Raw genomic sequence first — 23,945 nt, forward strand, 5'->3', positions numbered from 1 at the left:
AGCTTCCTTTCCGGGATGGGCAGGACTGTCCAGCTAACTCATGCCGACATTAGCACTCACGCATCGGTGCGGCGGATGCGTGCGCGCAGCGCGGTCCACCTGCTTTCGGACGGCCGCGGATCGGGCAGGTCGTGCTGCGCGGCGAAGGCGGCGGCGTCGGCGGGGGTGCTCAACTTCGGGCGGGCACGCGCCCAGGCGACGAACAGCGCGGTGAACTCGCCGCCGCAGCGGTGGGCGAGCAAGGGGTAGCGGCGCGCCACCTCCTCGGCCCGCTTGTGCAGGAGCGCGTGGGCCGCCGCGGAGAGGTCGGCGTGGTCGAAACCGGGCGGCGGTTCGGCTCCGGCGACTAGGGCGCGCACCAGCTCTTCCTGTTGCTGGGCGAGGGATTTCGCGGCGGACTCGGTCACGGCGACAGTACTCCGGCGCGCAGGGTGATCGACGGGCGGTTGGATTCGCCCGCAATGGCGTTCAATTCGGCGAGCAGCTCGGTGGCGAGGGGATAGTTCCCGTCCCGCTCCAGCATGAGCGGCACCGCATGGTCGGCGGTGAACTCGCGGACCAGCGCGAGCACCTCCGGCGGGACCGGATGGACGTGGGTGTCGTGGTAGCGGCCGCCCGCTTCCTGCCCGCCCGCCACATGGCAGTAGGCGATGCGCTCGGCGGGCAGTCGCCGCAATTCGGTGAGCGGATCACGAGATCTGTTGCGGGCATTGGCATAAACGTTGGCGATATCGATGAGCAGATACACACCCGTCCGCTCCACCAGCTCTTGTAGGAACTCCGCGTCGGTGAACTCGGCATCGGGCCACTCGAACAGCGCCGCGATGTTCTCCACCGCCAGCGGAACCTCGAGGTCCCGCTGGGTGCGAGAGATATTGCGGGCCAAGGCGTCGAGCGCCTGCCGGGTACGCGGCACCGGCAGCAGATGCCCCGCCTCCAGCCCGCCCGCCCGCACGAATGCGATGTGCTCGCTCACCAGCGGCGCATCCAGCGCCCGCGCACACTCGGCCAGGTGCGCGACCCGCTCGTCGGCCACCGGCTCCGCGCCGCCGAGAGACAGCGAAATACCGTGCGGTACAACACGTATACCCCGCTCGATCAGAGCCGAAAGTTCCTCCGGAACCAGCACGTCACGGTTGGGCGGCGAGTCGACTGCCCGTCGACCGCTGTTTCCGATCAGGCGTCCGACCCCGGCGCGCCGTCTCTTACGCGGTGCCGCCACGGCCAGCGATTCCGCGATCACCTCGCAGAACCCGATCCCCTCCAGCGCCGCGATGATCCCGCAGATCTCCCGCCGCCACCCCACACCCAAGGCCGAATCCGGCAGCGGCCCGGCATCATTCGCCGGTCTCGACCGTGCTGCCGGATCCGGTCCGGAAACCGGCCCGGTCATCCGCCGCACCCGCCGCCGCACCCGCCGCCGCAGCTGCCGCCGCCTCCGCCGTCGCTGCCGCCGGTGGAGCAGCTGCTGCCGCCCGAGCCGCCGTCACTGGTGGCCACGGTATTGGTGGCGTCGGCGAGTTCGGGATCGACCGCCCACAGCACCTGTGCGCCGAAGAGCGCGACGGCCAGGGGCACGGTGCCGGGGCCGTAGGCGCCGTAGGCGGGGGAGTTGCGGGGTTCGAGGTAGCCGTAGCGCTGGCGGGATTCCTCGAGGGTGGCGCGGCCGCGCGGTGTCAGGCGCGGTGAATAGGTCACCAGGCGCAAACAGATGAGCAGCGCGAACATGGCGAGGATCAGCCAGATGATCGGCTGGTTGTTCTCCAGGCCCGCATAGACCCGCAGGCCGCCGAGCAGCAGTGCGACCACCGGAATCGCCGCGAGGTACAGGGCTTTTCGCTCTTGCCGTCCGAACAGGTAGCCGCGCTCGCTCAGTACGATCCGCAGCGCGTCCACCGGACCTTTCACGGCCGTGGACAGGGCGGGCACCTTCCGGTCGTCGGAGGTGTAGAGCCGCTCGTACAGCTGCCGGGAGAGCTGGTCCAGTGCTCGTTCGTCCACGGCGCGCGGTCCGATCGGACCGCCGGAGGGGCCGATGAGCCGATGCTCGCGCAGTTGTGCGAGACCGACCAGGACCGGACGGCGGTCGTCGACCAGCATGGCCGTCTCGACCGGATACAGCGGATGGTCCGGCCGATCCGGGCCGCCGCTCTCGCGAATGATCCTGGCGCGCTGGAGCAGTCCGTAGGTGACCGCGGCGACCCCGGTCAGGATGTAGGCCCAGAGGAACGCTTCGCTCGGAATTCCCCAGGTGTCGGCGGCAAGGAGTGCGGCCGCGGCCGGGGAGGTCCAGGTGACCATAGGCGATTCCCCCCTCGGGAGTCGTCTGGAAAGTCGATCACCTCGAGTATCGCGCGCGTGGGGATGGGTGTGAACAAGGGAATTTTCCAGATGGCTAGCCTGGGTCGGTGCGATTGCTCCGCAAGTTCTATATCGACGGATTCATCCTGTCGATTCTCGCCACCGTGGCCGTGGCCAGCGTCTTTCCGGCGCGCGGCGACGCCGCGACGGTTGTGGACTGGCTGACGAAGATCGCTATCGCTTTGCTGTTCCTGCTGTACGGCGCGCGCCTGCATCCACAGGAGGCGCTCGCCGGTTTGAAGCATTGGCGGCTGCACGTGGTGGTGCTGGCCTGTACCTTCGTGCTCTTCCCGCTGCTCGGGTTGGCCGCGCATGTGCTGGCGCCCGCGGTGCTGACCGAGGATCTCTATACCGGCCTGCTTTTTCTGTGCCTGGTGCCCTCCACGGTGCAGTCCTCCATCGCCTTCACCTCGATCGCCAAAGGCAATGTGGTGGGCGCGATCGTCAGCGCCACACTGTCCAACCTGCTGGGCGTGTTCCTCACCCCGGCGCTGGTGATCCTGTTGATGAACACCACCGGACAGGCGAAGGTCGACCCGTCCGCGATCGTCGATATCGTGCTGCAACTGCTGGTGCCGTTCTTCCTCGGCCAGTTGATCCGCCCCAAGGTCGAAGGGTTGCTGGCGAAGTACGCCGAGCCGACGAAACTGGTGGACCGCGGCTCGATCCTGCTGGCGGTCTACAGCGCCTTCAGCGCGGGCATGGTCGAGGGCATCTGGCATACGTTGTCGCCCTGGCGGATTCTGCTGCTGGCCGCGGTGTGCGCCGCGCTACTGGCGCTGGTGCTCACCGCCACCGCGCTGGCCGGGCGGCTGGCCGGTTTCGACCGCGGCGATCGGATCGTGGTGGTGTTCTGTGGTTCCAAGAAGAGCCTGGCCACCGGTCTGCCCATGGCCACGGTGTTGTTCGCCGCCTCCCCGGTCGGCCTGATCGTGCTGCCGCTCATGATCTTCCATCAGATTCAGCTGATCACCTGTGCGGCGCTCGCACAACGCTGGGCTCGGACCGCACCGTGAGCGCCGAGTCGCGGCTGTCGTCGCGGCGCAGCGGATGCACATTCGGCGTCGGCCGCGCGCCCAGGGCCCGCAGCACCGCCCGTCCGGCCGCCGGATCGCCGACCGCGATGCGGGCGCTGCCGTCCGGATAGCGCTTGGCCAGGATCCCGGCGCGGGCCAGCGCCGGTGCGATATCGCGACCGGGCAGGTACAGGAAGTTGCCGCTGCTGCGCGGCACTCGGATACCACTGCGGCGCAGGGCCGTTCGCAGCAGCTCCCGTTCGGTGGTGATGCGCAGGATGCGCTCGCCCAGCTCGGCCTGCGCCGCGTACGAGGCGGCCACCGCGGTCACGGCGCTGCTGGGCACCCCGAAGGGCAGTTGCAGCCGCTGTACCCGCGCCGCGATCGCCGCCGCGCCGAAGGCGTAGCCGATGCGCAATCCGGCCAGGCCGTACGCCTTGGAGAAGGTGCGCAGCACCACCACGTTCGGATGCCTGTCCACCAGCTCCAGCACGTCGAGAGTGGCCGCAGCACTGAGGAATTCGACGTAGGCCTCGTCCAGGATCACCGGCACGGACGCCGGTACGGCGCACAGGAACGCCTTGAGTTCACTGGCCGGGATGACGGTTCCGGTCGGATTGTGCGGGCGGCACACCGCCACCAGCCCGGTGCGCTCGTCCACCGCCGCCGCCATGGCCCACAGATCCTGGCGCCCGCGCGTATCGAGCGGCACCGGCACGGGCGTCAACCCGATCATTCCGGCCATGATCGGATATCCGTCGAAAGTCGGTGCGGCATAGACGAACGGGGATCCGGGCGCGGCCAGCGTCTGCATGATCTGCATGGCCACCCCGGTCGCCCCGGATCCGACCACCACCTGCGCGGCCCGTACCCCGACATGATCGGCGATCAGCCGCGGCAGCAGCGTGGGCAGGAACTCCGGATACCGGTTCGCCCGCAGCATGCAGTCCTCCAGCGCGGCGCGCACGGAAGGCAGTGGCGGAAACGGATTCTCGCTCAGACTCAGGTCATAGGAGACCGTATCCACCCACGGCTCGCTCATCGCGCCGCTCCCCAGCGCACCGCCGCGGCGCCCGCGAAATCCCCGGCGTGCGCGAAGGCCGCCATGAGCACCACCGAACCATTGCGCAGCCGCCCCGCCGAGTTCTCGGCGTCCAGGGTGACGGGAATGCCCGCGGCGAACAGGTTTCCGCACCGGTCGAAGGTGTCGGGATGCCGTTCGGCGGGCAGTTCCAGGGCGTCGTTCCAATTGCGCAGGAACAGCCGATTGGGCTGATTGGTGACGAAGGTGTCGATATCGCGCCCCTTCACCCCGATGCGCTCGCACACCGCCAGGGCCACCTCCGGCACCAGGCGATTACCCCGGGTGAACACCTTGGCGACCTTGGACTCGGTGAAGGTGACGCACCCCTGGCCCTCGCCCGGCTCCCAATACCTGCGCTCCGAGCCGGTGCTGAAGTCCATATCCCCGGCGAACTCCGGATAGGTGCGGCATTCGATATCGAGAATGGGCGCGCTGTTGTCCTTCACCAGCAGACCGACGCCGCAGCCGTCCCCGGGCACCGGGGCCTGCGCCAGCTTGCGGATATCGGGCTGGGTGAACACGGTGCCGGCGCAATTCTGGGTGGCGGCAATGAGAGCGGTGCGCGCACCGGTGGTCTGCAGAATGGTCCGCGCCAGCCACATCATGTGCACGAAGGCCGCGCACCCGCCATTGTGCACATCGAATACCCAGCCCGGCCGCATACCGAGCCGTCGCGCCACCTCCGGGCCCGGCCCCAGCGCCGGATTGTCCGGTAGCTGCGTATGCGTCAGCAGCACATCGATATTCGAGATCATTGCCGACCCATGGCGTTCGATCAGCGGAGCGACGGCCCGCTCCACCATGTCCACGGCCGTCTCACCCCGCGCGACATGGTGCCGCGCCTTCGGCGCGCGGAACATGACATTCTTGGCCATCCGCCCGGAGCGGGAGAACTGGGTGAAGTACTCGGTGCCGACCGGTTCTCCGGGGAGGTAACCGGTGACATCGACCAGGCTGACAGGCGGCGTCCGCAGGGCGGGATCGGTGAAGTCCATGGCACACCGCTCATTTCATCCAGGCGGGGGTGATGGGCAGGCCGTGCGCCACCCGGTACTCGGCGATCGCCTTGAGATTGTCCAACTCCAGTTGATGTCCGGCGGAGAACATCTCCCAGAAATCCCCGACCCACACCTTGCGTTTCTCGGGTGCGGTGTCCGCGTAGGGATTCCGGTCGTAGAACGGGTGATGGCAGTTGGTCCACAGCACCACCGACCCGGGCTTGTCGAACACCACCTGCGCGTCCACCACCCGCAGCAGGTAGATCATCCACAGGTGCTCGCCCTGATCCCAGGCGCAGTGATAATCCACCGTCATGGCCTGTGGATTGGTGACGGTGCGGGTGTAGATGCGGGTGCTGTCGCCCAGCCGGTCATACGATATCCACAGCCCCGGCTCCTCGGTTTCGGTGAATCCGCGCAGGCTGTAGGTCCATTCCTCCAGGCACCGGGTATCGCTCAGATAGTCGTACAGCTCCCGTGGCGGCGCGTCGATATAGCCCTGCACCGTGCAGTATTCGCCGAATATCTGCTCGTGCGGATACACCGATCGCAGCATGTCGAGAATGATCGGGGTGGTGGCCTCGCGGTCGGAATTCTCGATGCGCAGCACGCCGGGAATGACTTCGGGTATGTCGCTGAGTGCGGGCAGGGCGCTGGTGGTCACGGTTTTCTCCTGGGTGCCGTCAGGAACGGCGTGAAGGGCGGGATTTCGTCGGGATCGCAGTCGACGGCGATGAAGGACGGTCCGGAGCGGCCGCGGCAGTGCCGCAGCCCTGCGGCGAGTCCGGCCGGGGTGGTGGGTGCGTGCGTGCACAGATCCGGGAACATGGCGGCCATACCGGCGCCAGGATACGCCGGTCGGAACCTGTTGAAGCTGTAGCGGTCTCCATAGTACAGCTGTTCGCGCGTAATGCACATGGCGTGTGCGTTGTTGTTGAGCACCACGAAGGTGATGGGCAGCCGATACTCGACGGCGGTGTGGATCTCCATGCCGTGCATGAAGAACGAGCCGTCCCCGGCGATCACGAAGGTGCGCCGGATGCTCCCGTCGCCGCGCCGCCCGCGGGCGAAGGCCGATCCGATGCCCGCGCCGAACGCGTACCCCATCCCGCCCATGCCCAGCGCGACGGTGAACCGCCCGCCGCGCGGCAGCCGCAGATGATGCACCACGGCGGCCCCCGTATTCCCGGCGTCGGCGAAGACATCGGCCCCGTCGGGCAGCGCCGCGTTGACGGTCTCCACCACCTCCCGGTACCGCAGTCCGGGTCCGTCCGAGGGCGGCACCGTGATGGGCGTGAGCATCCGGCCGCGCCGCGAATCCGCCGCCGTGAGCGGAGCCCACCGCGTACTCGTCTCGGATGTCGTTGCCGGACGGGACAATTCGGTGCCCAGCTCATCGAGCGTGAGCGCCAGATCGCTGCTGCGCACATGCGCCGACGGCAGGAACGGCGGATCGGCTTCGACGCTGGCCAGGGCTACGCCCGCGAGCACCTCGTCCAGTCCGGCCCGCGCGGTGACCGGCATGCGGGTGCCGATCAGCAGGCACAGCGCCGCATTGTGCAGCGCGTCCGCCAGTTCGGGATGCCCCATGCTGCCCGCGACGCCGCAGAATCCCGGATCACCGTGGTGGTACACGTCCTTGGCCTCCGGGGCCACGCCCACCGCCGCGTCCAGCAGCGCCGCCACCCGGGCCAGCTGTGCCCGGGCGTCGTCGCGGGCGATCTGATCCCCGGCGATGATCACCACCTTCCCGGTGGCCCGCGCCGCCCGCACCGCGTGCACGACCCGCCACAACCGGCGGTAGCCGCGGGCGGGCGGCGTGAACGGGGGTGCGACCAGATCGGCCTGCTGAACGTCATTGGGCAGCAACAGGACCGCGGGCCCGCCCCGGCGTGCGGCGGTCACGGCCCGGATCAGGTGCGCGGGCAGGTCGGCGGGCGCGGCGACGCGGGCGCAGTACCGCGCGATCGGCGTGAACAGCCGCACCGCGTCGAACGCGCCCGCCCGCCCGCTCGAATCCTGGAAGGCGCCCTTGCCTTCCAGGACCGTCGGCGGCTGCCCGACCAAAGCCAGCACCGGCACGCGCGAGGTGAAGGATTCGGCCAGCCCGGCCACCAGATTCATGGCGCCCCCGCCCGAGGTGGCGGCCACCACCCCGAATCCGGAGGTGGATCGCGCATAGCCGTCGGCCATGGTCGCCGCCGAGAACTCGAGCTTGGCCACCACCGCCGTGATCAGGTCCCGATGGTCGAACGCGGTATCGTGGAGATCCTCGATATTGGCGCCGTCCACGCCGAAGACGTGCCGCACGCCCAGTCCGTAGATGGCCTTTACGAGGTGGTCCACGACCCGTGTTCCGCTATGCATCGGCGCTCCCTTCGGTGGCTGGCACCGGATGCCCGAGTCTCGTACTCGGGATACGAACGCCGATAGCTGACGGTTCAATCAGCCGGTTGGGAGGGGATTCCGGACAGGGGCTTGCCATGTATGTATACGTCTACGTATAGTGGGATCATGCCGAACAAGACGATTTACGTTTCCGATGAGGACACGAAGCTGTTCCAGCGGGCCCAAGAGCTGGTCGGCGGCAACCTTTCGGGCGCGATCGTAACGGCGCTGCGGCGTTTCATCGAGCTCGAGGAAGGCCGCCTGGAGGGTTACGACGAGGTAATCCTGAAGGTCGGTAAGGACGGCGTGCGGCAAGTTCGCTTCGCCGCCACTCTACTGGCCGAGTGGCACCATATGGGCGACGCGGCGAGCGAAGACATACGGGTGTACCGCACACGCAAAGGCGCGTACGCGGTGCACAGCCACATCTCGCGGTGGGACGAATTCCCCACCGACGGCTTCCTGAAGGACATCAAGAACTGGCGCCGCATGCTCGGCGTCGGCGAACAGGATTGGGGCGACTTCGAACTCGAGGTCTTCGACAAGATCGAAGACCTGAAGGGCAAGATCCCGGACCAGCTGTACATCCGGGTCACCGATGCCGCTAATCATCCCCGCGTCGAGGATCTCGACATCTGATCCGAGCCCCGGCATCTGATTCGAAAACAACTGTTACACAACTGAAGAGGTAAGACGCTTTTGTCCGACGCCTCGCGGGCACGGTTTAGATGACGCATGCATTCATGCATATCAATTTATGATAGGGACTCATGTTGTACAACGAGCAACCGGCGGCCATTTCCGTCGCGGGCCTGTGCAAATCCTTCGGTGAGCACATCGTGCTCGACTGCATCGATTTCAAGGTCGCGGAGGGCAGCATCTTCGCGCTGCTCGGCCCGAACGGCGCCGGTAAGACCACCACGGTGCAGATCCTGTCCACGCTGCTGCACGCCGACGGCGGCGAAATCGCCGTCGGCGGTTACGATCTCGCCACCCAACCGGCGGGCGTGCGCTCGGCCATCGGCGTGACCGGGCAGTTCTCCGCGGTCGACGAACTGCTCACCGCCCGCGAGGACCTCATCCTCATGGGCGATCTGCACCATCTGCCGCGCAACGAGAGCGTGCGCATCGCCGACGAACTACTGGAACGCTTCGATCTGGTGGAGGCCGCCGACAAACTGGCCAATACCTTCTCCGGCGGTATGACCCGTCGTCTGGATCTGGCCATGACCCTGGTCGGCGATCCGCGCATCATCTTCCTGGACGAGCCGACCGTGGGCCTGGACCCGCGCAGCCGCCGCGTCATGTGGGACATCATCCGCGATCTGGTCGCGGGCGGCGTCACCATCTTCCTCACCACCCAGTACCTGGAAGAGGCCGATCAGCTGGCCGATCAGATCGCCGTGCTGTACCAGGGCCGCATCGTCGCCCAGGGCACCGCCGATCAGCTCAAGCGGCTGGTCCCCGGCGGCTACATCAAGCTCGACTTCGCCGACCGCGACCAACTCGAAGCCGCCGCACGGGCATTCGGCGACGCCACCCAGGCCAATGGCGATCTGACCCTGGCCATCCCCAGCGACGGCGCGGTGAAGTCGGTGCGCGCGGTCCTGGACCGGCTCGACGAGATCCGCGTCGAGGCCGAAGGCCTGTCCGTGCACACCCCCGATCTCGACGACGTCTTCCTCGCCCTCACCGGCGGCTACGCGAAGGAGAACGCGTAATGTCCACTGCCATTGCCGATTCGGCGACAATGCTGCGCCGCAATCTGCTGCGCGCCAAGCGGTATCCGTCCATGACCATCAGCTTGATCATCATGCCGGTGTTCCTGCTGCTGCTGTTCAACTACATCTTCGGCGGTGCGCTCGAATCCTCCACCGGCGGCGACAAGTACATCAACTACCTCGCCCCCGGCATGATGCTCATGATTCCGGCGTACCTCGTCGCGGGCATCTCGGTGTCGGTGGCCATGGATATGACCCAGGGCCTGGTCAACCGATTCCGCACCATGCACATCTCGCAGACCTCCATGCTGACCGGTCAGGTCGCGGGCACCTGGATCCAGGGCATGCTCGGCGTCTCGGTCATGACGCTGGTCGCCGTGCTCATCGGCTTCCGCTCGCACGACGCCAATGTGCTGGAATGGCTGGCCGCCTTCGGTCTGGTCGGCCTGACCATCCTCGCCCTCGACTGGCTGGGCGTGGCCTTCGGCCTGATCGCCCAGAACCCGGAGAGCGCCTCCAATCTGCCCATGCCGATCATCATGCTGCCCTTCCTTGGGCAGTGGCCTGGTGCCCACCGACACCATGCCCGCCGGTGTGAAGCAGTTCGCCGAATACCAGCCCTTCAGCCCCATCGCGGAGACCATTCGCGGCCTGCTCATGGGCACCGAGATCGGCAATAACGGCTGGCTGGCGCTGGGCTGGATCACGGTCCTGGGCGTGGGCGGATACATCTGGGCGGCTTCGACCTTCAAGAAGAAGACCAACGCCTGATCCACCGGAACCAACCGGCCCCGCAATGGCGCGGGAGCGAAGGCGGCGCATCCGATGAGGGGTGCGCCGTCTTCGTCCGCGTCCTACAGGGCCGCGGCGAGCAGTACGTCGCCCGCGGCATTGCGGACCTGGACGGTCTGCAATTGGCCGGGCTCGACGGAGGTGGTCCCGTCCGGGGTGTACACCTCGCCCGGTTTGGCCGTCCACTCCGACAGTTTCGACTGCGTCCCGTCCTGCCGCACCACCCACAGCGACAGCTGCCAGGCATAGATGTGATTCGACGGCGGATAGCTGCAGGTCATATCCACCCGGGTCTGCCCGTCCACCAGCAGCACCTTGAAGGTCGCGATGATCGACGTCTCCACCTGCGGCCGCAGCTCGCCCTCGGCGATCACCTGCTGCGCGGCCGGGCGATCCCGCCCCGCGATCTCCGCGGTCACCGGCACCGCGACCAGCACCGCCGCCGCGGCGGCCGCCACCGCCGTGCCGACGGTCCGCAGCCGCGTGAGTTTGCGCTGCCGCTCGGCCCGCGCCGACAACTCGAGCAGCATGCGCTCCGGCGGCGGCGGTACGGAATCGGGCGGATCCTCCTGCGCCGCAATGGAGACCGCGGTCTCCTCGTCCACCAGCGCCAGCAGCCCGGGCAGCCCGGCCAGCTTCCCGACCGCCGCCCGGCAGTACTCGCAACCGGCGAGATGATCCTCGTATTCGCGGCGTTCGTCCCGGGCGAGAGCGCCGAGCACGTAGGCGCCGTCCCAGGTGGTGTAGCCATCGCAGAGCTCATTGCCCTCGGTCATCTCGTCACCCCCATCTCCTGCAACACCAGGCGCAGCGCCCGCATGCCGTAGTGCATGCGGGATTTCACCGTCCCTTCCGGAATTTCCAGCTCCGAGGCGATCTGATTGGTGGACAGGCCCCGGTAGTAGGCGCGGACTATGACATCGCGATGGTCGACGGTCAACCGCGCCAGCGCGTCGGCGACCAGCCAGCCGTCCAGCGCCCGATCCGATTGATCGGCCACCGGTTGCTCCGGCGGATGATCGGTGTGGAACTCGCGGCGGCTGCGGGCGCTGCGATGCTCGTCCACCGCCAGGTTACGGGCCACCGTGAACAGCCACGCGCGCCGAGGACGTGGACTGATCGAGCACCGCCGGTCGTTGCCAGGCGCGCAGCAGGGTCTCCTGCACGATGTCCTCGGCCCGGCCCGGATCCCCGACCAGCCCGAACGTATAGCGCCACAGTGCCGCCGCATGCTCCTCGTAGAGCGCGCGCAGCAGAGCCGCTTGATCGTCGGGCATCGGTCACCTCCGCACCCGTTCACGACACAGCCGGTGGATTCAGTTCAATTGCGTTCCAGCTCGATGGGGTGCGTCGCCAGCAGGGACAGCGGTAGCGGCTGGCGGCGCAGCACCTGCGCCCAGAGATCGACCCGGCCCGCGATCGGGTCGGTGGGCAGGGCGGACAGCACGATCCAGTCGCCGCGATCCAGTTCGCCCTCCAGCTGACCGAAGGTCCACCCGGCATAGCCCGCGAATACGCGGATGCCCTCGACCAGCGGTCCGATGGTGTCCGGATCGGCATCCAGATCCACCAGCGCCACCCGGCCGTCCACCCGGCGCAGGCCCGGAATACCGGCGAAGGAGGCGCCCACTTTCACGGTGGCCAGGCATAGGGCGGCATCGCGTTTGACCGGGCCGCCCAGGAACAGGGCTTGCGGGCCCGCCGCGTGTTCGGCCCAATTCGGTAGGACGTCCCGGACGGCGGTTTCACTGGGCCGGTTCAGCACCACACCCAGGCTGCCGGCGTCATTGTGCTCGATGATGTACACGACCGTGCGCCGGAAGGCCGGCTCCACCAGGTCGGTTGCGGACACCAGCAGGGTCCCGGGCCTGACGACCTGGTCCTCATGCCGGAATTCGCGTCGAGAACGATCACCGTGTTCCTCTGCGCGTGCCACAACGCCATCATTGCACCGGCACAGCGCAATTGCGGCCCTTAATTCTCGAGTGCCCGATTACGCCGCACCACGACGCTCCCGGAGACGATCCCGAAGCGGCTGTAATGCCCCGAATCTCCGGGGGGCGCGGGCGGCGGTTGCTCGCTAGGGTGGCGGCATGGAACGTCCCGAGGTGGTCCTCGAGAACAGTGACGCGGTGTACGACTTCTATCGGGATCACCAGCAGAATCTTCTGAAGGCGAAGGCCGCGTACTGGCTGCTCGGGCGGCGCTACCACCCGCGCATCAGCTATGCGCCGGGCGCGCGGGAACAGTTGTCCGCGTTCATCTTCCAGGGACCGCCGCTGCTCATCTCCATCAACCACCTCTCCCAGCTGGATCCCTACACGGTGGCCGCCGCGGCCTGGCGCAGCGCATTGCGGCCCGCCATCGGGCACACCCGGGTGCTGGCCAAGGACGAGCTCTTCCTGGAGGACAAGCAGCGCGGCCGCATCGACATGATGGGCGGCATTCCGGTCTTCCGCGGGAAGGATCACGGTATTCGCGCGGTCAATGCGGCCGGGCAGCGCATGATCGATGTCTGCGCCGAGCGCATGGCGCGCGGGGACGGAGTGGCGGTGTTCCCGGAGGGCACCTGCAACGATGTCGACCACACCCAGGTGCAGGCGGTCGGAACGGGCATCGGCCACATCGCATTCCGGGCCAGGAAGCTCGGCGCGAATCCGGTGCTGGTGAGCCTGGGACTCAGTTACGGGCCACGCGTCGATCCCGCGGTGGAGCCCACCAAGGAGGAGGCCAAGTCGGCCAGCTTCTATTTCGGGACGCCGGTCGCGGAATTGCCGACCAAACCAGCCGAGATCACGCGGGTGGTGCGCGACGAATTGCAGACCGCGCTCGACGGCGCGGTCAAGGCGTACTAACGCCTCGAATGCCGCCCCTCGCGCATCCGGGGTTTCAGGTGCTTGCCCCTGAGAGTTACGAGAGTTGTCTACCCCTGGGGGAGCCCGAGCCGCTGTCTGGACCACTGCGGGACCAGGGCCAGGTACTCGGGGCGCGATTCCACGAAGTGGTGCACCATCGGGCACAGCGGCAGGATCCCGTAGGCCTCGTCGCGGGTTCGGTCGAGCGCGCCCTGCACCAGCTTCCGCCCGAAGCCCTGGCCCTCGTACTGGGGATAGATCTCGGTGTGCACGAACGCGCGCTCGTTGACGGTGTCCTGGTTGGCGGTGACACCGGCGAGGTTTCCGTCGACGTACAGCTCGAAGCGATCCAGCCCGGTGTTCTTGCGAACCTCGATCGATGCGTCCGACTCACTCGACATAGCGACGACGCTAACGTTTGCTTGCTGCAATTTGTCCGTATTACGAGACGGATGTGACTGGCGTGTCGTTATCCCGAATATTGCGCACACTGTGGAAGTGACCGACACGCACTCGCGCCGGGTGATCCTCGCCCCGGACAAGTTCAAGGGCTCGCTGACCGCGGCCCAGGTGGCCGCCGCGCTCGCCACGGGCCTCAAACGCGGCGCACCGCAGACCCAGATCAGGCAGTTACCGGTCGCCGACGGCGGGGACGGCACCGTCGACGCCTTTCTCGCGGCCGGATGGGAGCGGGTGACGCTGGAGGCGCCCGGCCCCACCCTGAAACCCCTCACCACCGCGTACGCCATGCGCGGCGATACGGCCGTGATCGAACTGGCCGCCGTCACCGGACTGTCGAAACTGCCGGGCGGACACCTCGATCCCCTGTACGTCAGCACCTACGGCCTGGGCGTGGTCATGGCGCACGCCCTGGAGCGCGGGGCCCGCGAGATCGTGCTCGGCCTCGGCGGCAGCGCCTCCACCGACGGCGGGGCGGGCATGCTCCAAGCCCTCGGCTTGCGCATCCTCACCGCCGACGGTCGCGAATTGGCCTGCGGCGGCGCGAAACTCGCCCAGGCCGTGCGGGTGGATCGGACCGGGCTGCATCCCGGACTGGCCGGGGCGCACATCGTGCTCGCCAGCGATGTGGACAATCCGCTGCTCGGCCCCACCGGCGCGGCCGCGGTCTACGGACCGCAGAAGGGCGCCGGACCCGATGAGGTCGCGGTACTGGAAGTGGCGCTGACGCATTGGGCCGAACTGATCGGCACCGACTACGCGGGCAAGCCGGGCGCGGGCGCGGCGGGCGGCACCGGATTCGGGGCCATCGCGATGCTCGGCGCGGTCGCACGGCCGGGCATCGACGTGGTGCTCGGCCTGGTGGACTTCGACACCCAGCTCGCCGGAGCCGATCTGGTCGTGACCGGTGAGGGCTCCCTGGACGCCCAGAGCCTGCACGGTAAGGCGCCCATCGGCGTCGCCGGTGCGGCACTGCACGCCGGTATCCCGGTGATCGCCGTGGCGGGCCGCGTCCAGCTCACCCCGGACCAGGTGCGATCCGCCGGATTCAGCGCCGCGTACGCACTCTCGGACCTGGAACCCGATCCGGCCCGATCCATGGCCGACGCGGCCGCCCTGCTGGAACGGATCGGCGAGCGGCTGGCGCGCTGACGCCGCCCGCGCGCCGGAACTAGACGGCGGTGCCGAGCTCCTGGAGGATGCGGTCGCGATTACGATCGCCCCACTGCTCCAGGGGCTTCAGCGCGATATTCAGCTCCTCGCCCAGCGGCGTCAGCGAATACTCCACGCGCGGCGGGATTTCCGGGTAGATCTCGCGGTGCACCACGCCCCCGGTCTCCAGCTGCCGCAGGTTCTCCGCGAGCACCTTCTCGCTCACGCCCGTCAGCATGCGGCGAATCTGCCCGAACCGCTGCGGCCCCTCCCCGAGCACCCACATCAGGTGCAGCTTCCACTTTCCGCCGACCACATCGATGGCGAGGGACATACCGCACACACCGTGATCCGCGTCACCGTATTGGCTCACCGCGCTACTCCTGACCGTATTTCGAACCTTCAGGTAAGCAACCCCACTCGAACGTGCGGTCTTCCCGAGGTTACCGATTCCGCGCAGTATCGATTCCGGCGCCGACACGATCACCGCGAAATACGAACAGGACACACCATGTCTGACCAGCCCCACTCCATCTCCGTCATCGGCCTTGGCCCGATGGGCCAGGCGATGGTCAAGGCCCTCCTGAAGGCGGGCGTCGACGTCACCGTCTGGAACCGTAGCCCCGAGAAGGTCGAGGCCATGGTCGAACTCGGCGCCAAGCGCGCCGCCACCGTCGCCGAGGCGCTCGACGCCAATGCGGTGTCGGTGCTCAGCCTCACCCACTACGCCGCCATGTACGATGTGCTCGGCCAGGCCGTGGATCACTTGCCCGGCAAGGTGATCGCCAACCTGTCCTCGGATTCCCCGGAGAAGGCGCGGAAGGGCGCGGCCTGGGTTCGTTCGCACGGTGCGGAATTCGTCTCCGGCGGCGTCATGTCGGCCGGTGACAATATCGAGCATCCGGCCTCGTACATCTTCTACAGCGGTCCGCGCGAAACCTTCGACAAGGTCTCCGAGCTGCTGCTGCCGCTGAGCCCGCAGGAGTACCTGGACACCGATGACGGTCTGGCCCAGGTCTTCTACCAGGCCCTGCTGACCGTCTTCCATCCCTGGATGCTTGCCTACGATCAGGCGCTGGCCATGATCGACCGCTCCGGCCACGACATCGCCAAGTTCCTGCCGTACGCGGTCCGCGCGGCCGGGGCCTACCCCTTCTTCATGGAGGAATACGCCGGTACCGCCCAGCAGGGCGGCTGGGGTGACCTGTCGGCCTACCGGATGATGGACGCCGGGGCCCAGCACATCATCGACGCCAGCGAGGAGGTCGGCGTCGACGCCACCATCTCCCATGTCTCGCAAGGGCTGTGGCGCAGGGCGATCGAGATCTCCGAGGCGGCCGGGCACGCCGTGCCCGTCTTCCGCATCCTGCGCGGCGAGACCGTCTGATGTCGTTCGAGCGCAGTGCATCCCGCGGGGCCGTCACCGTGATCGGGCTGGGCCTGATGGGACAGGCCATGGTGCGCCGGTTCCTGGCGGCCGGACTCGAGGTGACGGTCTGGAACCGCAGTCCCGACAAGGCCGAGGAGATGGTCGAACTCGGGGCCCGGCGGGCCGATACCGTGGCCGCGGCGCTGGACGCCAATGAACTGGTGGTGCTGAGCCTGACCCAGTACGGGGCGATGTACGACGTCCTGGGCCAGGCTCCGCACCGCCTGTCCGGACGGGTGATCGTGAACCTGTCCTCGGACACGCCGGACAACACTCGCCGGGGCGCGAAGTGGGTTCGCGCCCATGGCGGGCAGTTCCTGACCGGTGGCGTCATGTCGCAGCCCGACGGCCTCGGACAGCCGTCCGCGTTCATCTTCTACAGCGGCCCGCAACAGGTCTTCGACGCATACGCGGACACGCTCGCCCGGCTGTCCGCGGCCGAATACCTCGGTGCGGAAGACGGTCTCGCGCAGCTGTACTACCAGGCGGTCTACACCATGTTCCTGCCCAATCTGCTGGCCTACGAGCAGGCGCTGGCCATGACCGATCGCGCCGGTGAGCCGATCGACCGGTTCGTGCCCTTCGCCCAGCGCGCCATGGGCGATACGGCCCCGTTCTACGCCGGGGTCGCGGCCCTGGCCGCCGCCGGGGGCTTCACCGATCCGGCGCACCTGCGCATGATGGACGCGGGCGCCCGGCACGTGGTGGAGACCAGCGAAGCCCTGGGCGTCGACGCCACCCTGGTGCACGCGGCCCGGGTCTTCGGGAGCAAGGCGCTGCGCGCCAATGAGCAAGGGGATCAGCGGGCTTCGACCTACGCCATCCTGCGGGGCGCGCCCGTCAGCGGCTGATCCCCTGCGGGTCAGGCGGTTTCGGAGCCGAGTCGCGGGAAGGGGGTGGTCGAGAAGACCACCTCCACCGGCACCTCGAAATACTGCGAGATCTGCAGGGCCAGATGCAGACTGGGGCTGTACTCGCCGCGCTCCAGATACCCGATCGTCTGATAGTGCACGCCGAGCGCCTCGGCCAGCTCCCGGCGCGAGATACCGCGCTCGGCGCGCAACATGGCGATCCGGTTGTAGATGACCTCAGTAGGCACGCTGCAAAGCCTTCTCGCGGCGGACCGCCAAGTTCGCGCCGGACTCCCGGCGCGCCATGCGGCGCAACACGATCGGCGCGATCAGCAGACCGGCCACCGCCCAGGCGCCCAGCACCCCCGCCGTCTCCAGATGCCGCCACGAGCCGCCGAGCTCCACCGCCACCGCGTCACCGGGCAGCATGGCCGAGCGCATGCCCAGCCTGAGCCAGTAGATGGGGAACACCTGACCCACGCCCTGCAGCCAGCCGGGCAGGGAGGTGATCGGATAGAAGACACCGGAGATCGCCACGAGACCCATGATCGGGAACGAGACGAAACCCATCGCGCGCGGGCTCTCGAACACCGAGCCGATGATCGCGCCCAGCGGCAGCGTGGCCAGCAGGCCCAGCGCCAGCACCCAGATCAGGGTGAGCCAGCGGCCGAGGCTGTTCAGCTCCACCCCGCCGACCACGATCATGCCGAACGTCAGCACGATCACCACCTGGGACAGCGCCAGCCCGGAGGTGGTCACGATCTTGCCGAGCAGATAGCCGACCATGCTATTGGGCGTCGCCTTGGCGCGCAACAGCGTGCCATCCTCGCGATCCAGCGTCAGATACTGCGCGATGCCGAACATGCCGGTGAACGCGACCAGCATGCCGAGCACGCCAGGCAGGGCCAGCGCGCCCAGGTTCAGGCCGCTGGCCTCGAATGTGCCGTTGCGCATGAAGAACAGGGCCACCAGGGTCAGCAGCGGCCAGAAGAACTGGGTGAACAGCTCCATGCCATTGCTGAACGACTGCCGCAGTTCGATAGCGCCGCGGCGGAATCCGGCCTTGACGGCCACCGTCATCGGGTTCATCGGTGCACCTCCTCCAGGCTGTGCAGATCGGTCTCGCCCTGTCCGGACTCGAATCGCTGCACCAGGGTCATGTACGTGTCCTCCAGCGAGGCGCGCCGCACCTCCAACTCGCCGATGTCCTCGCCGTACTGCTGGAACAGCTCGTAGACGAACTTGGTGGACTCGGTGGTGGTGTGCACGAAGCGCTGACCGTCGCGGGTCCACTTCACCTCGGCCTCACCGGCAATGCGGCGGGAGAGCTGATCGGCCGAGCCGTCGGCGATGATGCGGCCCCCGGCCAGAATGAGAATCCGGTCGGCCAGCTTCTCCGCCTCGTCGAGGTCGTGGGTGGTGAGCAGGATGGTGGTGTTCTCGTCATCGGCCAGCCGGTGCACCAGGTCGTGGAATTCGCGCCGGGCCTGCGGATCGAAACCCGCGGTCGGCTCGTCCAGGAACAGCAGTTCCGGGCGGCCCACAATGCCGATGGCCACGTCCAGGCGGCGGCGCTGGCCGCCGGAGAGGGTCAGGATCTTCGCGTCGGCGCGTTCGGTGAGGCCGACGGCGGCAATGAGTTCCTCGGTGTCCCAGGGCTTTACGATGTCGCCGGTGGAGTAGGGGCCGTAGAACATGCCCAGGTAGTCGAGCAGTTCCCGCACCCGCCACTTGCCGTGATCGCGCCAGGACTGGAGCACCACGCCGAGCCGCGCCCGCCAGGCTTCGTCGCCATGTGCGGGATCGATGCCCATCACCTCGACCCGGCCCGCAGAACGCATCCGGAAGCCCTCGAGGATCTCGATAGTTGTCGTCTTACCCGCGCCGTTCGGTCCCAGCAGGACCAGAACCTCGCCTCTGCGCGCCTGAAATGTGACGTCCTGCAACACATCCCGAGCGCCGTATCGCATTCGTAGTTCTCTGACGTCGATCACGACGCCTTCGCCGACGGTCATGGCCGTCCACCCCTCCGTAGTGAGTACCGGATGATATGTAGCATACATACTACATTTCAACGATCACAAGCTATAAAAACAGCCCCGCGACCGTTAGGTCGCGGGGCTTCTTGCTTTTGCTTTTGTCCGCGTCAGCGCGTGCAGAGGAACTCGACGGCCGCGGCATAGCCCTGGATGCCCATGCCCGCCACGACGGCCGTGGCGATGGGGGACACGTAGGAGTGGTGCCGGAACTGCTCGCGGGCATGCACATTGCTGATGTGCACCTCGACGATGGGGACCTCCGGGATCACCAGGGCGTCGCGGAGGGCGACCGAGGTGTGGGTGAGGCCGCCGGGGTTGATGACGATGGCGGATTCCACGCCGCGCGCCGCGTGGATGCGGTCGATCAGCGCGCCTTCGTGATTGGACTGGAAGGCGACGATCTCCCGCTGGAACCGTGCCGCGGTGCGGCGGCACAGTTCGACCACGTCGTCGAGGGTGTCGGCGCCGTACACCTCGGGCTGGCGGGTGCCGAGCATATTCAGGTTCGGACCGTTGAGCACGAGGATCGGACCGGAGTCAGCCATGCGACCGACTCTATTAGAGGCCCTGCGGACCCTCCGCGCGCAGGTCGTCGACCTGCCGCATGGCGGTGCGGAGTTCCTCGAGCCACTGCTCGGCGTGCTTGCCCGCCAGTTTCACCGTCCAGGCCAGGGCGTCGGAGCGGGAGCGGGCGACACCGGTGTCGACGAGGGTGTCGAGGACCTTGCGTTCGGGCTGGCGCAGCCGGGTCATGACCGGAACGGACAGGTGGGTGAACATGATTCGCTCGCCGCCGACCGTAATGCCCGAGGCCACGCTGCGGTGGTAGCGGTGCTGGGCTTCCTGCGCGATCTGCATGCGGGCGGGGCGGGTGGACTCCCGGAAGCGGGAGATCAGGCCCTCGATCGTCGCCTTGGCGACGGCGGCCGGAGCCTCGGGCTTGGAAACGTCGACCGGGGCGTCCGCGGCGGGCGCGTCCTGGGCCGCATTGTTCTCGGGTGCGGGGAGGGGGAGTTCACCGATCACGACGATCTCGTCGCGGTCGATTTCAAGGGTCACCGGACCGGCGAACCAGTCGGCTGGCAATCTTCCAGCGAACCAGTCTTCGGCGTCGGCGGCGTCGGGGAGGTCGGCCTGCTGCCAGCCCCCGGGACGGCCGAATTCGCGTCCGCGATGTCCGTGTCTCATGGCGGTCACACTCACTTACTGGATGGAGTTGTAATGCTGATTACAACATTACGTGCTTTCCCGGACCATGGATTGCGCTCTGGGAGAACGGGGTTCGGAGGAGGGTCGCCGAAGATCGGGAACCGCGTGTCACCTGTGCGAACCGCGCGGTCCGCGACGTCTCCATTACGCCAGGGTCTGTAACCGACCGGTGATCATGTATCTGGTCCCTCCCGACCGAAAACGGCACTATGGTGGTCCGTAGTAGGTGTACGCCTGGTGGAAAGGTGGAACTTCGAACACAGAGTTCGAGGTACCGTGGTCCTGTTGCTGATGTGGCAAGAGTGAAGAGTGGGCGATATGGATGTGTGGGGATCCCGCCGCTTCCGTATACGGGGCGCAATCGCGCTCGCGGGGGTGGCTGCCCTCGCGATTGCGATGGGGTCATGTGCTTTTCGGGAACAACGGGCAATGGGCCCGGAGGCCGTCGTCGAACGGTTCGCCACCCTGCTCGACGAGAAGGACTACGAGGGCGCGGCACGGCTGACATCCTACCCCAATGGCGCGTCCACCACCCTGAAACAGGTCTTCAGCGGCCTGGAACCGGGTAAGCCCGACTACGAACTCACCCAGTACATCGGCCTGGACGGCAATACCGGCATGTTCTCCATGACCGGCGCCTGGAACTTCGGCGAGCACAAGGACTGGAACTACGACCTACAGGGTCAGGTCCGCAAACTCAGTGTCGGCTGGCGCATCTCGTGGGATCCGGCGCTCATCATGCCGCAGCTGGACAGCAAGCGGACCGTCAAACTGGTCAGCACCTACGCCGTGCCCGCACCGCGGGTGAACGATATCGTCGGCGCGCCGCTCATGAGCGAGCAGACCATCAATGTGGTGAAGATCGATCCGGCCAGGACCGGCGATCCGCTCGGCACCTCCAATGCGCTGGCCGCCGCCATCGAACCGGTGGCGCCGCTCATTACCGGCGACAGCCTGATGCAACAGCTGGCCGCCTCGCAGGGCAAGCCCATTGTGGCGGTGAACCTGCGCGACGGCGACTTCGCCATTCTGGAACCGCGCATGGCCGTGATTCCCGGTGTGGTGCTGGAGAAGCAGCCCAAACTCATCTCCGAGGACCGGCGCGTGTGGTCGCCGCTGCTGGACTCGCTGCGCAAGGTTTGGCAGGACGAGCGCGACCGGACCGCGGGCTGGGGCGTGCAGCTGTTCGAACCGGACGGCGCCTTCGTCACCAAGCTGGCCGGTGCGCCCGGCCCGCCGTTGCCGGATATCCCGGCCACCATGGATCAGCGCCTGCAGCGCGCCACCGAGGACGCCGTGGTGAGCGCGGGCACGCCCGCCTCCATCGTGGCCATCCAGCGGTCCTCCGGGGCGGTGGTCGCGGCGGCCCAGAACAGTTACGCCAGCGCGCACGGTTCGGTGGCGTTCACCGGCCTGTACCCGGTCGGCGGGCTGATCGAGGTCTTCAAGAATGTGGCCGCGGTGGCCAAGAACAAAGCGCCGCAGGACGTCTCGGTGAGCGATGCGGCCGAGGCCGCCACAATGCTCGGCGTCGGCCTGGACTTCCAGGTGCCCGGCCTGGACGAGACCACCGGGCGGCTACCCACCGGCAAGGGCGCGGAGACCGTGAGCCGCGGCGGCGCCGCCGATTCCCTGCTGGCCAGCCCCTGGGGCATGGCCATCGCGGCGGCCGCCATCGCCAATGGCCAGCTGCCGCGGCCCATGATCGCCATCGGCAGCCCGGCCGCCACCGAAGCCGATATCCAGCCCCTGCCCGCCGCTGTCACCGATCGCGTGCGCGCCATGCTGAACGAGGGCACCGGCGCCCCGGAGAACGTGAGTCTGGGCCGCTACGCCGGGGTCCAGGCCATCAGCGCCACAGCGGGATCCGGCGGCTGGCTCATCGCCACCATGGGCGACCTGGCCTTCGCCATCCACATCGACGATGTGGACAGCGGCGACGCCCCCGCCCGCATGGCGGCCCGACTGCTCCAAGCCCTCGCGAATCCGGACGACTAGCGCAACGCCTTCATGGCCGCACGCCAGCCCAGCAGGAACAGCGCGAGCGCGGTCGTCGCGACCAGGATGAAGCTGAAGGCGGTGCCCTGACCGCTGACGGCGCGCAGCAGCATGCCGCCGATGAGGGTGCTGAGCCAGACGATGACGCCGGTCGGCCACACCGCGCCGCCGTCGAAACGCTTTGCGGCGCTCGCGCCTTCGCGTCCGGAGGCCACCGCGACGGCATGACCCAGCCGAGTAATAGGCCGGTCAGGAAGGGCCAGGCGGTGCGCGGCAGGCCGGTGAGCACCGCCTCGTCGTGACTGCTGCGGCCGAGCGCGCAGAACACGAGGACGAGCACTGCATCGACGGCGAAGGGCACCAGTTTCTTCACGGGCCACAGGTTAACGGGCGGCGCCGGGCGGGCTTTGCAGGGACACACTCCGGTACGGGCCGGGCCACTCAGGCGCTCGGATTCTCCTGGGCGGGCGGCGGGTTGGGGCGGCGGCGGTCGGCGACCAGCGGCCCGCCCGCGCGGTGATGCTCGAACTCCTGCTCGTACTCGGCATCCCCGGCCTGCGGCTTGCGGAACAGGAACAGGAAGACGATCCAGCCGACGATCGCCACCAGGATGAAGCTGATCAGGCGATACAGGAAGGCCGCGGCCACCGCCTGGGAGGCGGGCAGGCTCGCGGCCACGGTGAGCGAGTAGATGAGGGTGGCGTCCACGTAGACGATGCCGCCGGGCGCGAACGGAATGGTGCCGACGGCCTTTCCGGCCGCGAAGGCCAGTAGCAGCCCCACCAGTCGGGGGTCCGCACCGACCGCGTAGCAGGCCGCGCCCAGGCAGGCCACATCCGCGAGCCGGTGCACGATAGCCCAGAACGTCACCAGCGCGCCGTCGCGCTTGCCGAGGTCGACCAGCTCCAGCTGGTCCAGGATCTCGCCGACCTTGTCCATGCCCTCGTCGGCGGGCTTGCGTCGAATCCGGTTGACCAGGTGCAGGATTCGGCGCAGCGAAGATTCCAGTGTGCCGGGATGCGCGGAGACGTGGTTGAACCCCCACACCAGCAGCGCCACCGCGCCGAGGGACAGGATCACCTTGCCCGGGCCGATCCGATTGCCGACCAGCAGCGCGCCGAACACGCCCAGCAGCGTCAGTCCCGCGGCCGCCACCACGCCGGAGATCACCAGCTGCCAGGACGCCACGATCGGGCTGGCCCCCCAGCGCCGGGTCTGCCGATAGGTGAAGGCCGTGGAGAACACCTGCCCGGCGGGCAGCGTCAGGGCCATACCGGTGGAGCCGTACACCACCGACACCGATTTCCGCTGGCTCACCTCCACGCCGCCCGCGTGCAGGAGCTGTTTCTGGATGCGCCCGTAACCGGCCATGGAAATCGCCTGCATCCAGATACAGAGCGCGACCCAGCCCCAATGGATTTCGGTGAGGTTCTTCCAGGAATCGGTCAGGCGGGGATATAGATAAACGCCTTCGGAAATCAGCAGCGCGAGCAGTCCGGCCCCGACAATCCATTTGGCCCACCAGAACCTGCCGCGGCGTGAGTTCTCCGCGGGCGGCGCTGGTTCGCCGGCCAAGTCACCATGGGCCGTCAC

General features: G+C 67.9%; 26 protein-coding genes and 2 pseudogenes. 9 read left to right on the plus strand and 19 right to left on the minus strand.

Features of this window, described 5'->3' with window-relative positions; translation table 11 throughout:
• Positions 1-56 precede the first annotated feature (56 nt).
• Genes NC4_RS05170 through NC4_RS05180 form a run of 3 tightly spaced genes read right to left on the minus strand, consistent with a single transcriptional unit; the run spans position 57 to position 2,301 of the window.
• Complete coding sequence (locus NC4_RS05170) at positions 57-407, minus strand: SCO6045 C-terminal-like domain-containing protein (protein ID WP_067533001.1); 351 nt, start codon at positions 405-407, stop codon at positions 57-59.
• A complete protein-coding gene (locus NC4_RS05175; RefSeq protein WP_084528549.1) occupies positions 404-1,393 on the minus strand; it encodes an MbnB/TglH/ChrH family RiPP precursor modification enzyme in 990 nt (329 codons plus the stop codon). Before NC4_RS05175 ends, NC4_RS05170 begins: the two co-directional genes overlap by 4 nt.
• The gene (locus NC4_RS05180; RefSeq protein ID WP_067533004.1) at positions 1,390-2,301 is read right to left on the minus strand and encodes a TIGR04222 domain-containing membrane protein; all 912 of its coding nucleotides are present in this window, start codon (positions 2,299-2,301) and stop codon (positions 1,390-1,392) included. Before NC4_RS05180 ends, NC4_RS05175 begins: the two co-directional genes overlap by 4 nt.
• Before the next feature lie 107 nt (positions 2,302-2,408).
• Here NC4_RS05180 and NC4_RS05185 point away from each other — a divergent pair, with 107 nt between their 5' ends.
• Positions 2,409-3,377, plus strand: coding sequence for a bile acid:sodium symporter family protein (locus tag NC4_RS05185; RefSeq protein WP_067533007.1), 969 nt, complete (start codon positions 2,409-2,411; stop codon positions 3,375-3,377).
• Here the strand turns inward: NC4_RS05185 and NC4_RS05190 are convergent.
• Genes NC4_RS05190 through NC4_RS05205 form a run of 4 tightly spaced genes read right to left on the minus strand, consistent with a single transcriptional unit; the run spans position 3,331 to position 7,826 of the window.
• On the minus strand, positions 3,331-4,419 hold the full coding sequence (locus NC4_RS05190; protein WP_067533010.1) for an aminotransferase class I/II-fold pyridoxal phosphate-dependent enzyme: 1,089 nt from the start codon (positions 4,417-4,419) through the stop codon (positions 3,331-3,333). The two genes, NC4_RS05185 and NC4_RS05190, sit on opposite strands and share 47 nt — an antisense overlap.
• A complete protein-coding gene (locus NC4_RS05195; protein ID WP_067533013.1) occupies positions 4,416-5,456 on the minus strand; it encodes a 3-oxoacyl-ACP synthase III family protein in 1,041 nt (346 codons plus the stop codon). The genes NC4_RS05190 and NC4_RS05195 overlap by 4 nt, the downstream gene beginning before the upstream one ends.
• A gap of 10 nt (positions 5,457-5,466) precedes the next feature.
• Complete coding sequence (locus NC4_RS05200; protein ID WP_067533017.1) at positions 5,467-6,123, minus strand: DUF8713 domain-containing protein; 657 nt, start codon at positions 6,121-6,123, stop codon at positions 5,467-5,469.
• Positions 6,120-7,826 carry a thiamine pyrophosphate-binding protein gene (locus NC4_RS05205; RefSeq protein WP_067533020.1) on the minus strand — a complete coding sequence of 569 codons (1,707 nt, stop codon included), beginning with the start codon at positions 7,824-7,826 and terminating at the stop codon, positions 6,120-6,122. Before NC4_RS05205 ends, NC4_RS05200 begins: the two co-directional genes overlap by 4 nt.
• Before the next feature lie 147 nt (positions 7,827-7,973).
• Between NC4_RS05205 and NC4_RS05210 the strand changes: the two genes are divergently transcribed.
• The 3 genes from NC4_RS05210 to NC4_RS05220 all read left to right on the plus strand — a co-directional run bounded on the left by NC4_RS05210 (position 7,974) and on the right by NC4_RS05220 (position 10,248).
• Positions 7,974-8,486 carry an EXLDI protein gene (locus NC4_RS05210; RefSeq protein WP_067533024.1) on the plus strand — a complete coding sequence of 171 codons (513 nt, stop codon included), beginning with the start codon at positions 7,974-7,976 and terminating at the stop codon, positions 8,484-8,486.
• Between the two features lie 131 nt (positions 8,487-8,617).
• A complete protein-coding gene (locus NC4_RS05215) occupies positions 8,618-9,568 on the plus strand; it encodes an ATP-binding cassette domain-containing protein (protein WP_067533027.1) in 951 nt (316 codons plus the stop codon).
• On the plus strand, positions 9,568-10,248 hold the full coding sequence (locus tag NC4_RS05220; protein WP_369690677.1) for an ABC transporter permease: 681 nt from the start codon (positions 9,568-9,570) through the stop codon (positions 10,246-10,248). The genes NC4_RS05215 and NC4_RS05220 overlap by 1 nt, the downstream gene beginning before the upstream one ends.
• Before the next feature lie 174 nt (positions 10,249-10,422).
• Here the strand turns inward: NC4_RS05220 and NC4_RS05225 are convergent, their stop codons facing one another.
• The 3 genes and pseudogenes from NC4_RS05225 to NC4_RS05235 all read right to left on the minus strand — a co-directional run bounded on the left by NC4_RS05225 (position 10,423) and on the right by NC4_RS05235 (position 12,296).
• Positions 10,423-11,136: an anti-sigma factor family protein gene (locus NC4_RS05225; RefSeq protein WP_067533030.1), complete on the minus strand. Its 714-nt coding sequence runs from the start codon at positions 11,134-11,136 to the stop codon at positions 10,423-10,425.
• Positions 11,133-11,637, minus strand: a pseudogene (locus tag NC4_RS05230) (sigma-70 family RNA polymerase sigma factor). Before NC4_RS05230 ends, NC4_RS05225 begins: the two are co-directional and overlap by 4 nt.
• Positions 11,638-11,681: 44 nt before the next feature.
• Positions 11,682-12,296 carry a YqgE/AlgH family protein gene (locus tag NC4_RS05235; protein ID WP_067533033.1) on the minus strand — a complete coding sequence of 205 codons (615 nt, stop codon included), beginning with the start codon at positions 12,294-12,296 and terminating at the stop codon, positions 11,682-11,684.
• Positions 12,297-12,453: 157 nt separating this feature from the next.
• Here NC4_RS05235 and NC4_RS05240 point away from each other — a divergent pair, with 157 nt between their 5' ends.
• On the plus strand, positions 12,454-13,215 hold the full coding sequence (locus NC4_RS05240) for a lysophospholipid acyltransferase family protein (protein ID WP_067533037.1): 762 nt from the start codon (positions 12,454-12,456) through the stop codon (positions 13,213-13,215).
• Between the two features lie 68 nt (positions 13,216-13,283).
• Here NC4_RS05240 and NC4_RS05245 read toward each other — a convergent pair whose 3' ends face one another.
• Positions 13,284-13,616, minus strand: coding sequence for a GNAT family N-acetyltransferase (locus NC4_RS05245; protein WP_067533040.1), 333 nt, complete (start codon positions 13,614-13,616; stop codon positions 13,284-13,286).
• 97 nt (positions 13,617-13,713) lie between these two features.
• Here NC4_RS05245 and NC4_RS05250 point away from each other — a divergent pair, with 97 nt between their 5' ends.
• A complete protein-coding gene (locus NC4_RS05250) occupies positions 13,714-14,826 on the plus strand; it encodes a glycerate kinase (protein WP_067533043.1) in 1,113 nt (370 codons plus the stop codon).
• 19 nt (positions 14,827-14,845) lie between these two features.
• Here the strand turns inward: NC4_RS05250 and NC4_RS05255 are convergent, their stop codons facing one another.
• Positions 14,846-15,160, minus strand: coding sequence for a winged helix-turn-helix transcriptional regulator (locus NC4_RS05255; RefSeq protein ID WP_067533266.1), 315 nt, complete (start codon positions 15,158-15,160; stop codon positions 14,846-14,848).
• Positions 15,161-15,337: 177 nt separating this feature from the next.
• Here NC4_RS05255 and NC4_RS05260 point away from each other — a divergent pair, with 177 nt between their 5' ends.
• Both NC4_RS05260 and NC4_RS05265 read left to right on the plus strand, forming a co-directional pair.
• Positions 15,338-16,213, plus strand: a complete 876-nt coding sequence (locus NC4_RS05260) for an NAD(P)-dependent oxidoreductase (protein ID WP_067533046.1) — start codon at positions 15,338-15,340, stop codon at positions 16,211-16,213.
• Complete coding sequence (locus NC4_RS05265; RefSeq protein ID WP_084528514.1) at positions 16,132-17,106, plus strand: NAD(P)-dependent oxidoreductase; 975 nt, start codon at positions 16,132-16,134, stop codon at positions 17,104-17,106. The genes NC4_RS05260 and NC4_RS05265 overlap by 82 nt, the downstream gene beginning before the upstream one ends.
• 11 nt (positions 17,107-17,117) lie before the next feature.
• Here NC4_RS05265 and NC4_RS05270 read toward each other — a convergent pair whose 3' ends face one another.
• From NC4_RS05270 to abmR, 5 genes are all read right to left on the minus strand, one after another.
• Entirely contained in the window at positions 17,118-17,354 is a 237-nt protein-coding gene (locus NC4_RS05270) for a helix-turn-helix transcriptional regulator (RefSeq protein WP_084528515.1), read from the minus strand.
• On the minus strand, positions 17,344-18,195 hold the full coding sequence (locus tag NC4_RS05275) for an ABC transporter permease (RefSeq protein ID WP_067533055.1): 852 nt from the start codon (positions 18,193-18,195) through the stop codon (positions 17,344-17,346). Before NC4_RS05275 ends, NC4_RS05270 begins: the two co-directional genes overlap by 11 nt.
• Positions 18,192-19,121 (minus strand): ABC transporter ATP-binding protein, encoded by a 930-nt coding sequence (locus NC4_RS05280; RefSeq protein ID WP_067533058.1) that lies wholly within the window; start codon positions 19,119-19,121, stop codon positions 18,192-18,194. Before NC4_RS05280 ends, NC4_RS05275 begins: the two co-directional genes overlap by 4 nt.
• A gap of 131 nt (positions 19,122-19,252) precedes the next feature.
• Positions 19,253-19,690, minus strand: coding sequence for a type II 3-dehydroquinate dehydratase (aroQ, locus tag NC4_RS05285; protein ID WP_067533061.1), 438 nt, complete (start codon positions 19,688-19,690; stop codon positions 19,253-19,255).
• 13 nt (positions 19,691-19,703) lie between these two features.
• Positions 19,704-20,333: an ATP-binding transcription factor AbmR gene (abmR, locus tag NC4_RS05290; protein ID WP_067533269.1), complete on the minus strand. Its 630-nt coding sequence runs from the start codon at positions 20,331-20,333 to the stop codon at positions 19,704-19,706.
• Positions 20,334-20,783: 450 nt separating this feature from the next.
• Here abmR and NC4_RS05295 point away from each other — a divergent pair, with 450 nt between their 5' ends.
• Positions 20,784-22,352 (plus strand): NTF2-like N-terminal transpeptidase domain-containing protein, encoded by a 1,569-nt coding sequence (locus tag NC4_RS05295; protein ID WP_245721499.1) that lies wholly within the window; start codon positions 20,784-20,786, stop codon positions 22,350-22,352.
• Here NC4_RS05295 and NC4_RS05300 read toward each other — a convergent pair.
• Positions 22,349-22,725 (minus strand): annotated as a pseudogene (locus tag NC4_RS05300) (DUF3054 domain-containing protein). The gene NC4_RS05295 and the pseudogene NC4_RS05300 overlap by 4 nt on opposite strands.
• Positions 22,726-22,793: 68 nt before the next feature.
• Positions 22,794-23,945 (minus strand): lysylphosphatidylglycerol synthase transmembrane domain-containing protein, encoded by a 1,152-nt coding sequence (locus NC4_RS05305; protein ID WP_067533067.1) that lies wholly within the window; start codon positions 23,943-23,945, stop codon positions 22,794-22,796.

Origin of the sequence: Nocardia crassostreae (assembly GCF_001613405.1) — a bacterium.
Lineage (GTDB): Bacteria > Actinomycetota > Actinomycetes > Mycobacteriales > Mycobacteriaceae > Nocardia > Nocardia crassostreae.

Bases quoted from the DNA above. Each gene is read 5' to 3' on its own strand.
- NC4_RS05175 (WP_084528549.1), bottom strand. From the start codon at position 1,393: ATGACCGGGCCGGTTTCCGGACCGGATCCGGCAGCACGGTCGAGACCG.
- NC4_RS05180 (WP_067533004.1), bottom strand. From the start codon at position 2,301: ATGGTCACCTGGACCTCCCCGGCCGCGGCCGCACTCCTTGCCGCCGAC.
- NC4_RS05190 (WP_067533010.1), bottom strand. From the start codon at position 4,419: ATGAGCGAGCCGTGGGTGGATACGGTCTCCTATGACCTGAGTCTGAGC.
- NC4_RS05195 (WP_067533013.1), bottom strand. From the start codon at position 5,456: ATGGACTTCACCGATCCCGCCCTGCGGACGCCGCCTGTCAGCCTGGTC.
- NC4_RS05205 (WP_067533020.1), bottom strand. From the start codon at position 7,826: ATGCATAGCGGAACACGGGTCGTGGACCACCTCGTAAAGGCCATCTAC.
- NC4_RS05210 (WP_067533024.1), top strand. From the start codon at position 7,974: ATGCCGAACAAGACGATTTACGTTTCCGATGAGGACACGAAGCTGTTC.
- NC4_RS05215 (WP_067533027.1), top strand. From the start codon at position 8,618: ATGTTGTACAACGAGCAACCGGCGGCCATTTCCGTCGCGGGCCTGTGC.
- NC4_RS05220 (WP_369690677.1), top strand. From the start codon at position 9,568: ATGTCCACTGCCATTGCCGATTCGGCGACAATGCTGCGCCGCAATCTG.
- NC4_RS05225 (WP_067533030.1), bottom strand. From the start codon at position 11,136: ATGACCGAGGGCAATGAGCTCTGCGATGGCTACACCACCTGGGACGGC.
- NC4_RS05240 (WP_067533037.1), top strand. From the start codon at position 12,454: ATGGAACGTCCCGAGGTGGTCCTCGAGAACAGTGACGCGGTGTACGAC.
- NC4_RS05245 (WP_067533040.1), bottom strand. From the start codon at position 13,616: ATGTCGAGTGAGTCGGACGCATCGATCGAGGTTCGCAAGAACACCGGG.
- NC4_RS05255 (WP_067533266.1), bottom strand. From the start codon at position 15,160: ATGTCCCTCGCCATCGATGTGGTCGGCGGAAAGTGGAAGCTGCACCTG.
- NC4_RS05260 (WP_067533046.1), top strand. From the start codon at position 15,338: ATGTCTGACCAGCCCCACTCCATCTCCGTCATCGGCCTTGGCCCGATG.
- NC4_RS05275 (WP_067533055.1), bottom strand. From the start codon at position 18,195: ATGAACCCGATGACGGTGGCCGTCAAGGCCGGATTCCGCCGCGGCGCT.
- NC4_RS05280 (WP_067533058.1), bottom strand. From the start codon at position 19,121: ATGACCGTCGGCGAAGGCGTCGTGATCGACGTCAGAGAACTACGAATG.
- aroQ (WP_067533061.1), bottom strand. From the start codon at position 19,690: ATGGCTGACTCCGGTCCGATCCTCGTGCTCAACGGTCCGAACCTGAAT.
- abmR (WP_067533269.1), bottom strand. From the start codon at position 20,333: ATGAGACACGGACATCGCGGACGCGAATTCGGCCGTCCCGGGGGCTGG.
- NC4_RS05295 (WP_245721499.1), top strand. From the start codon at position 20,784: ATGGGCCCGGAGGCCGTCGTCGAACGGTTCGCCACCCTGCTCGACGAG.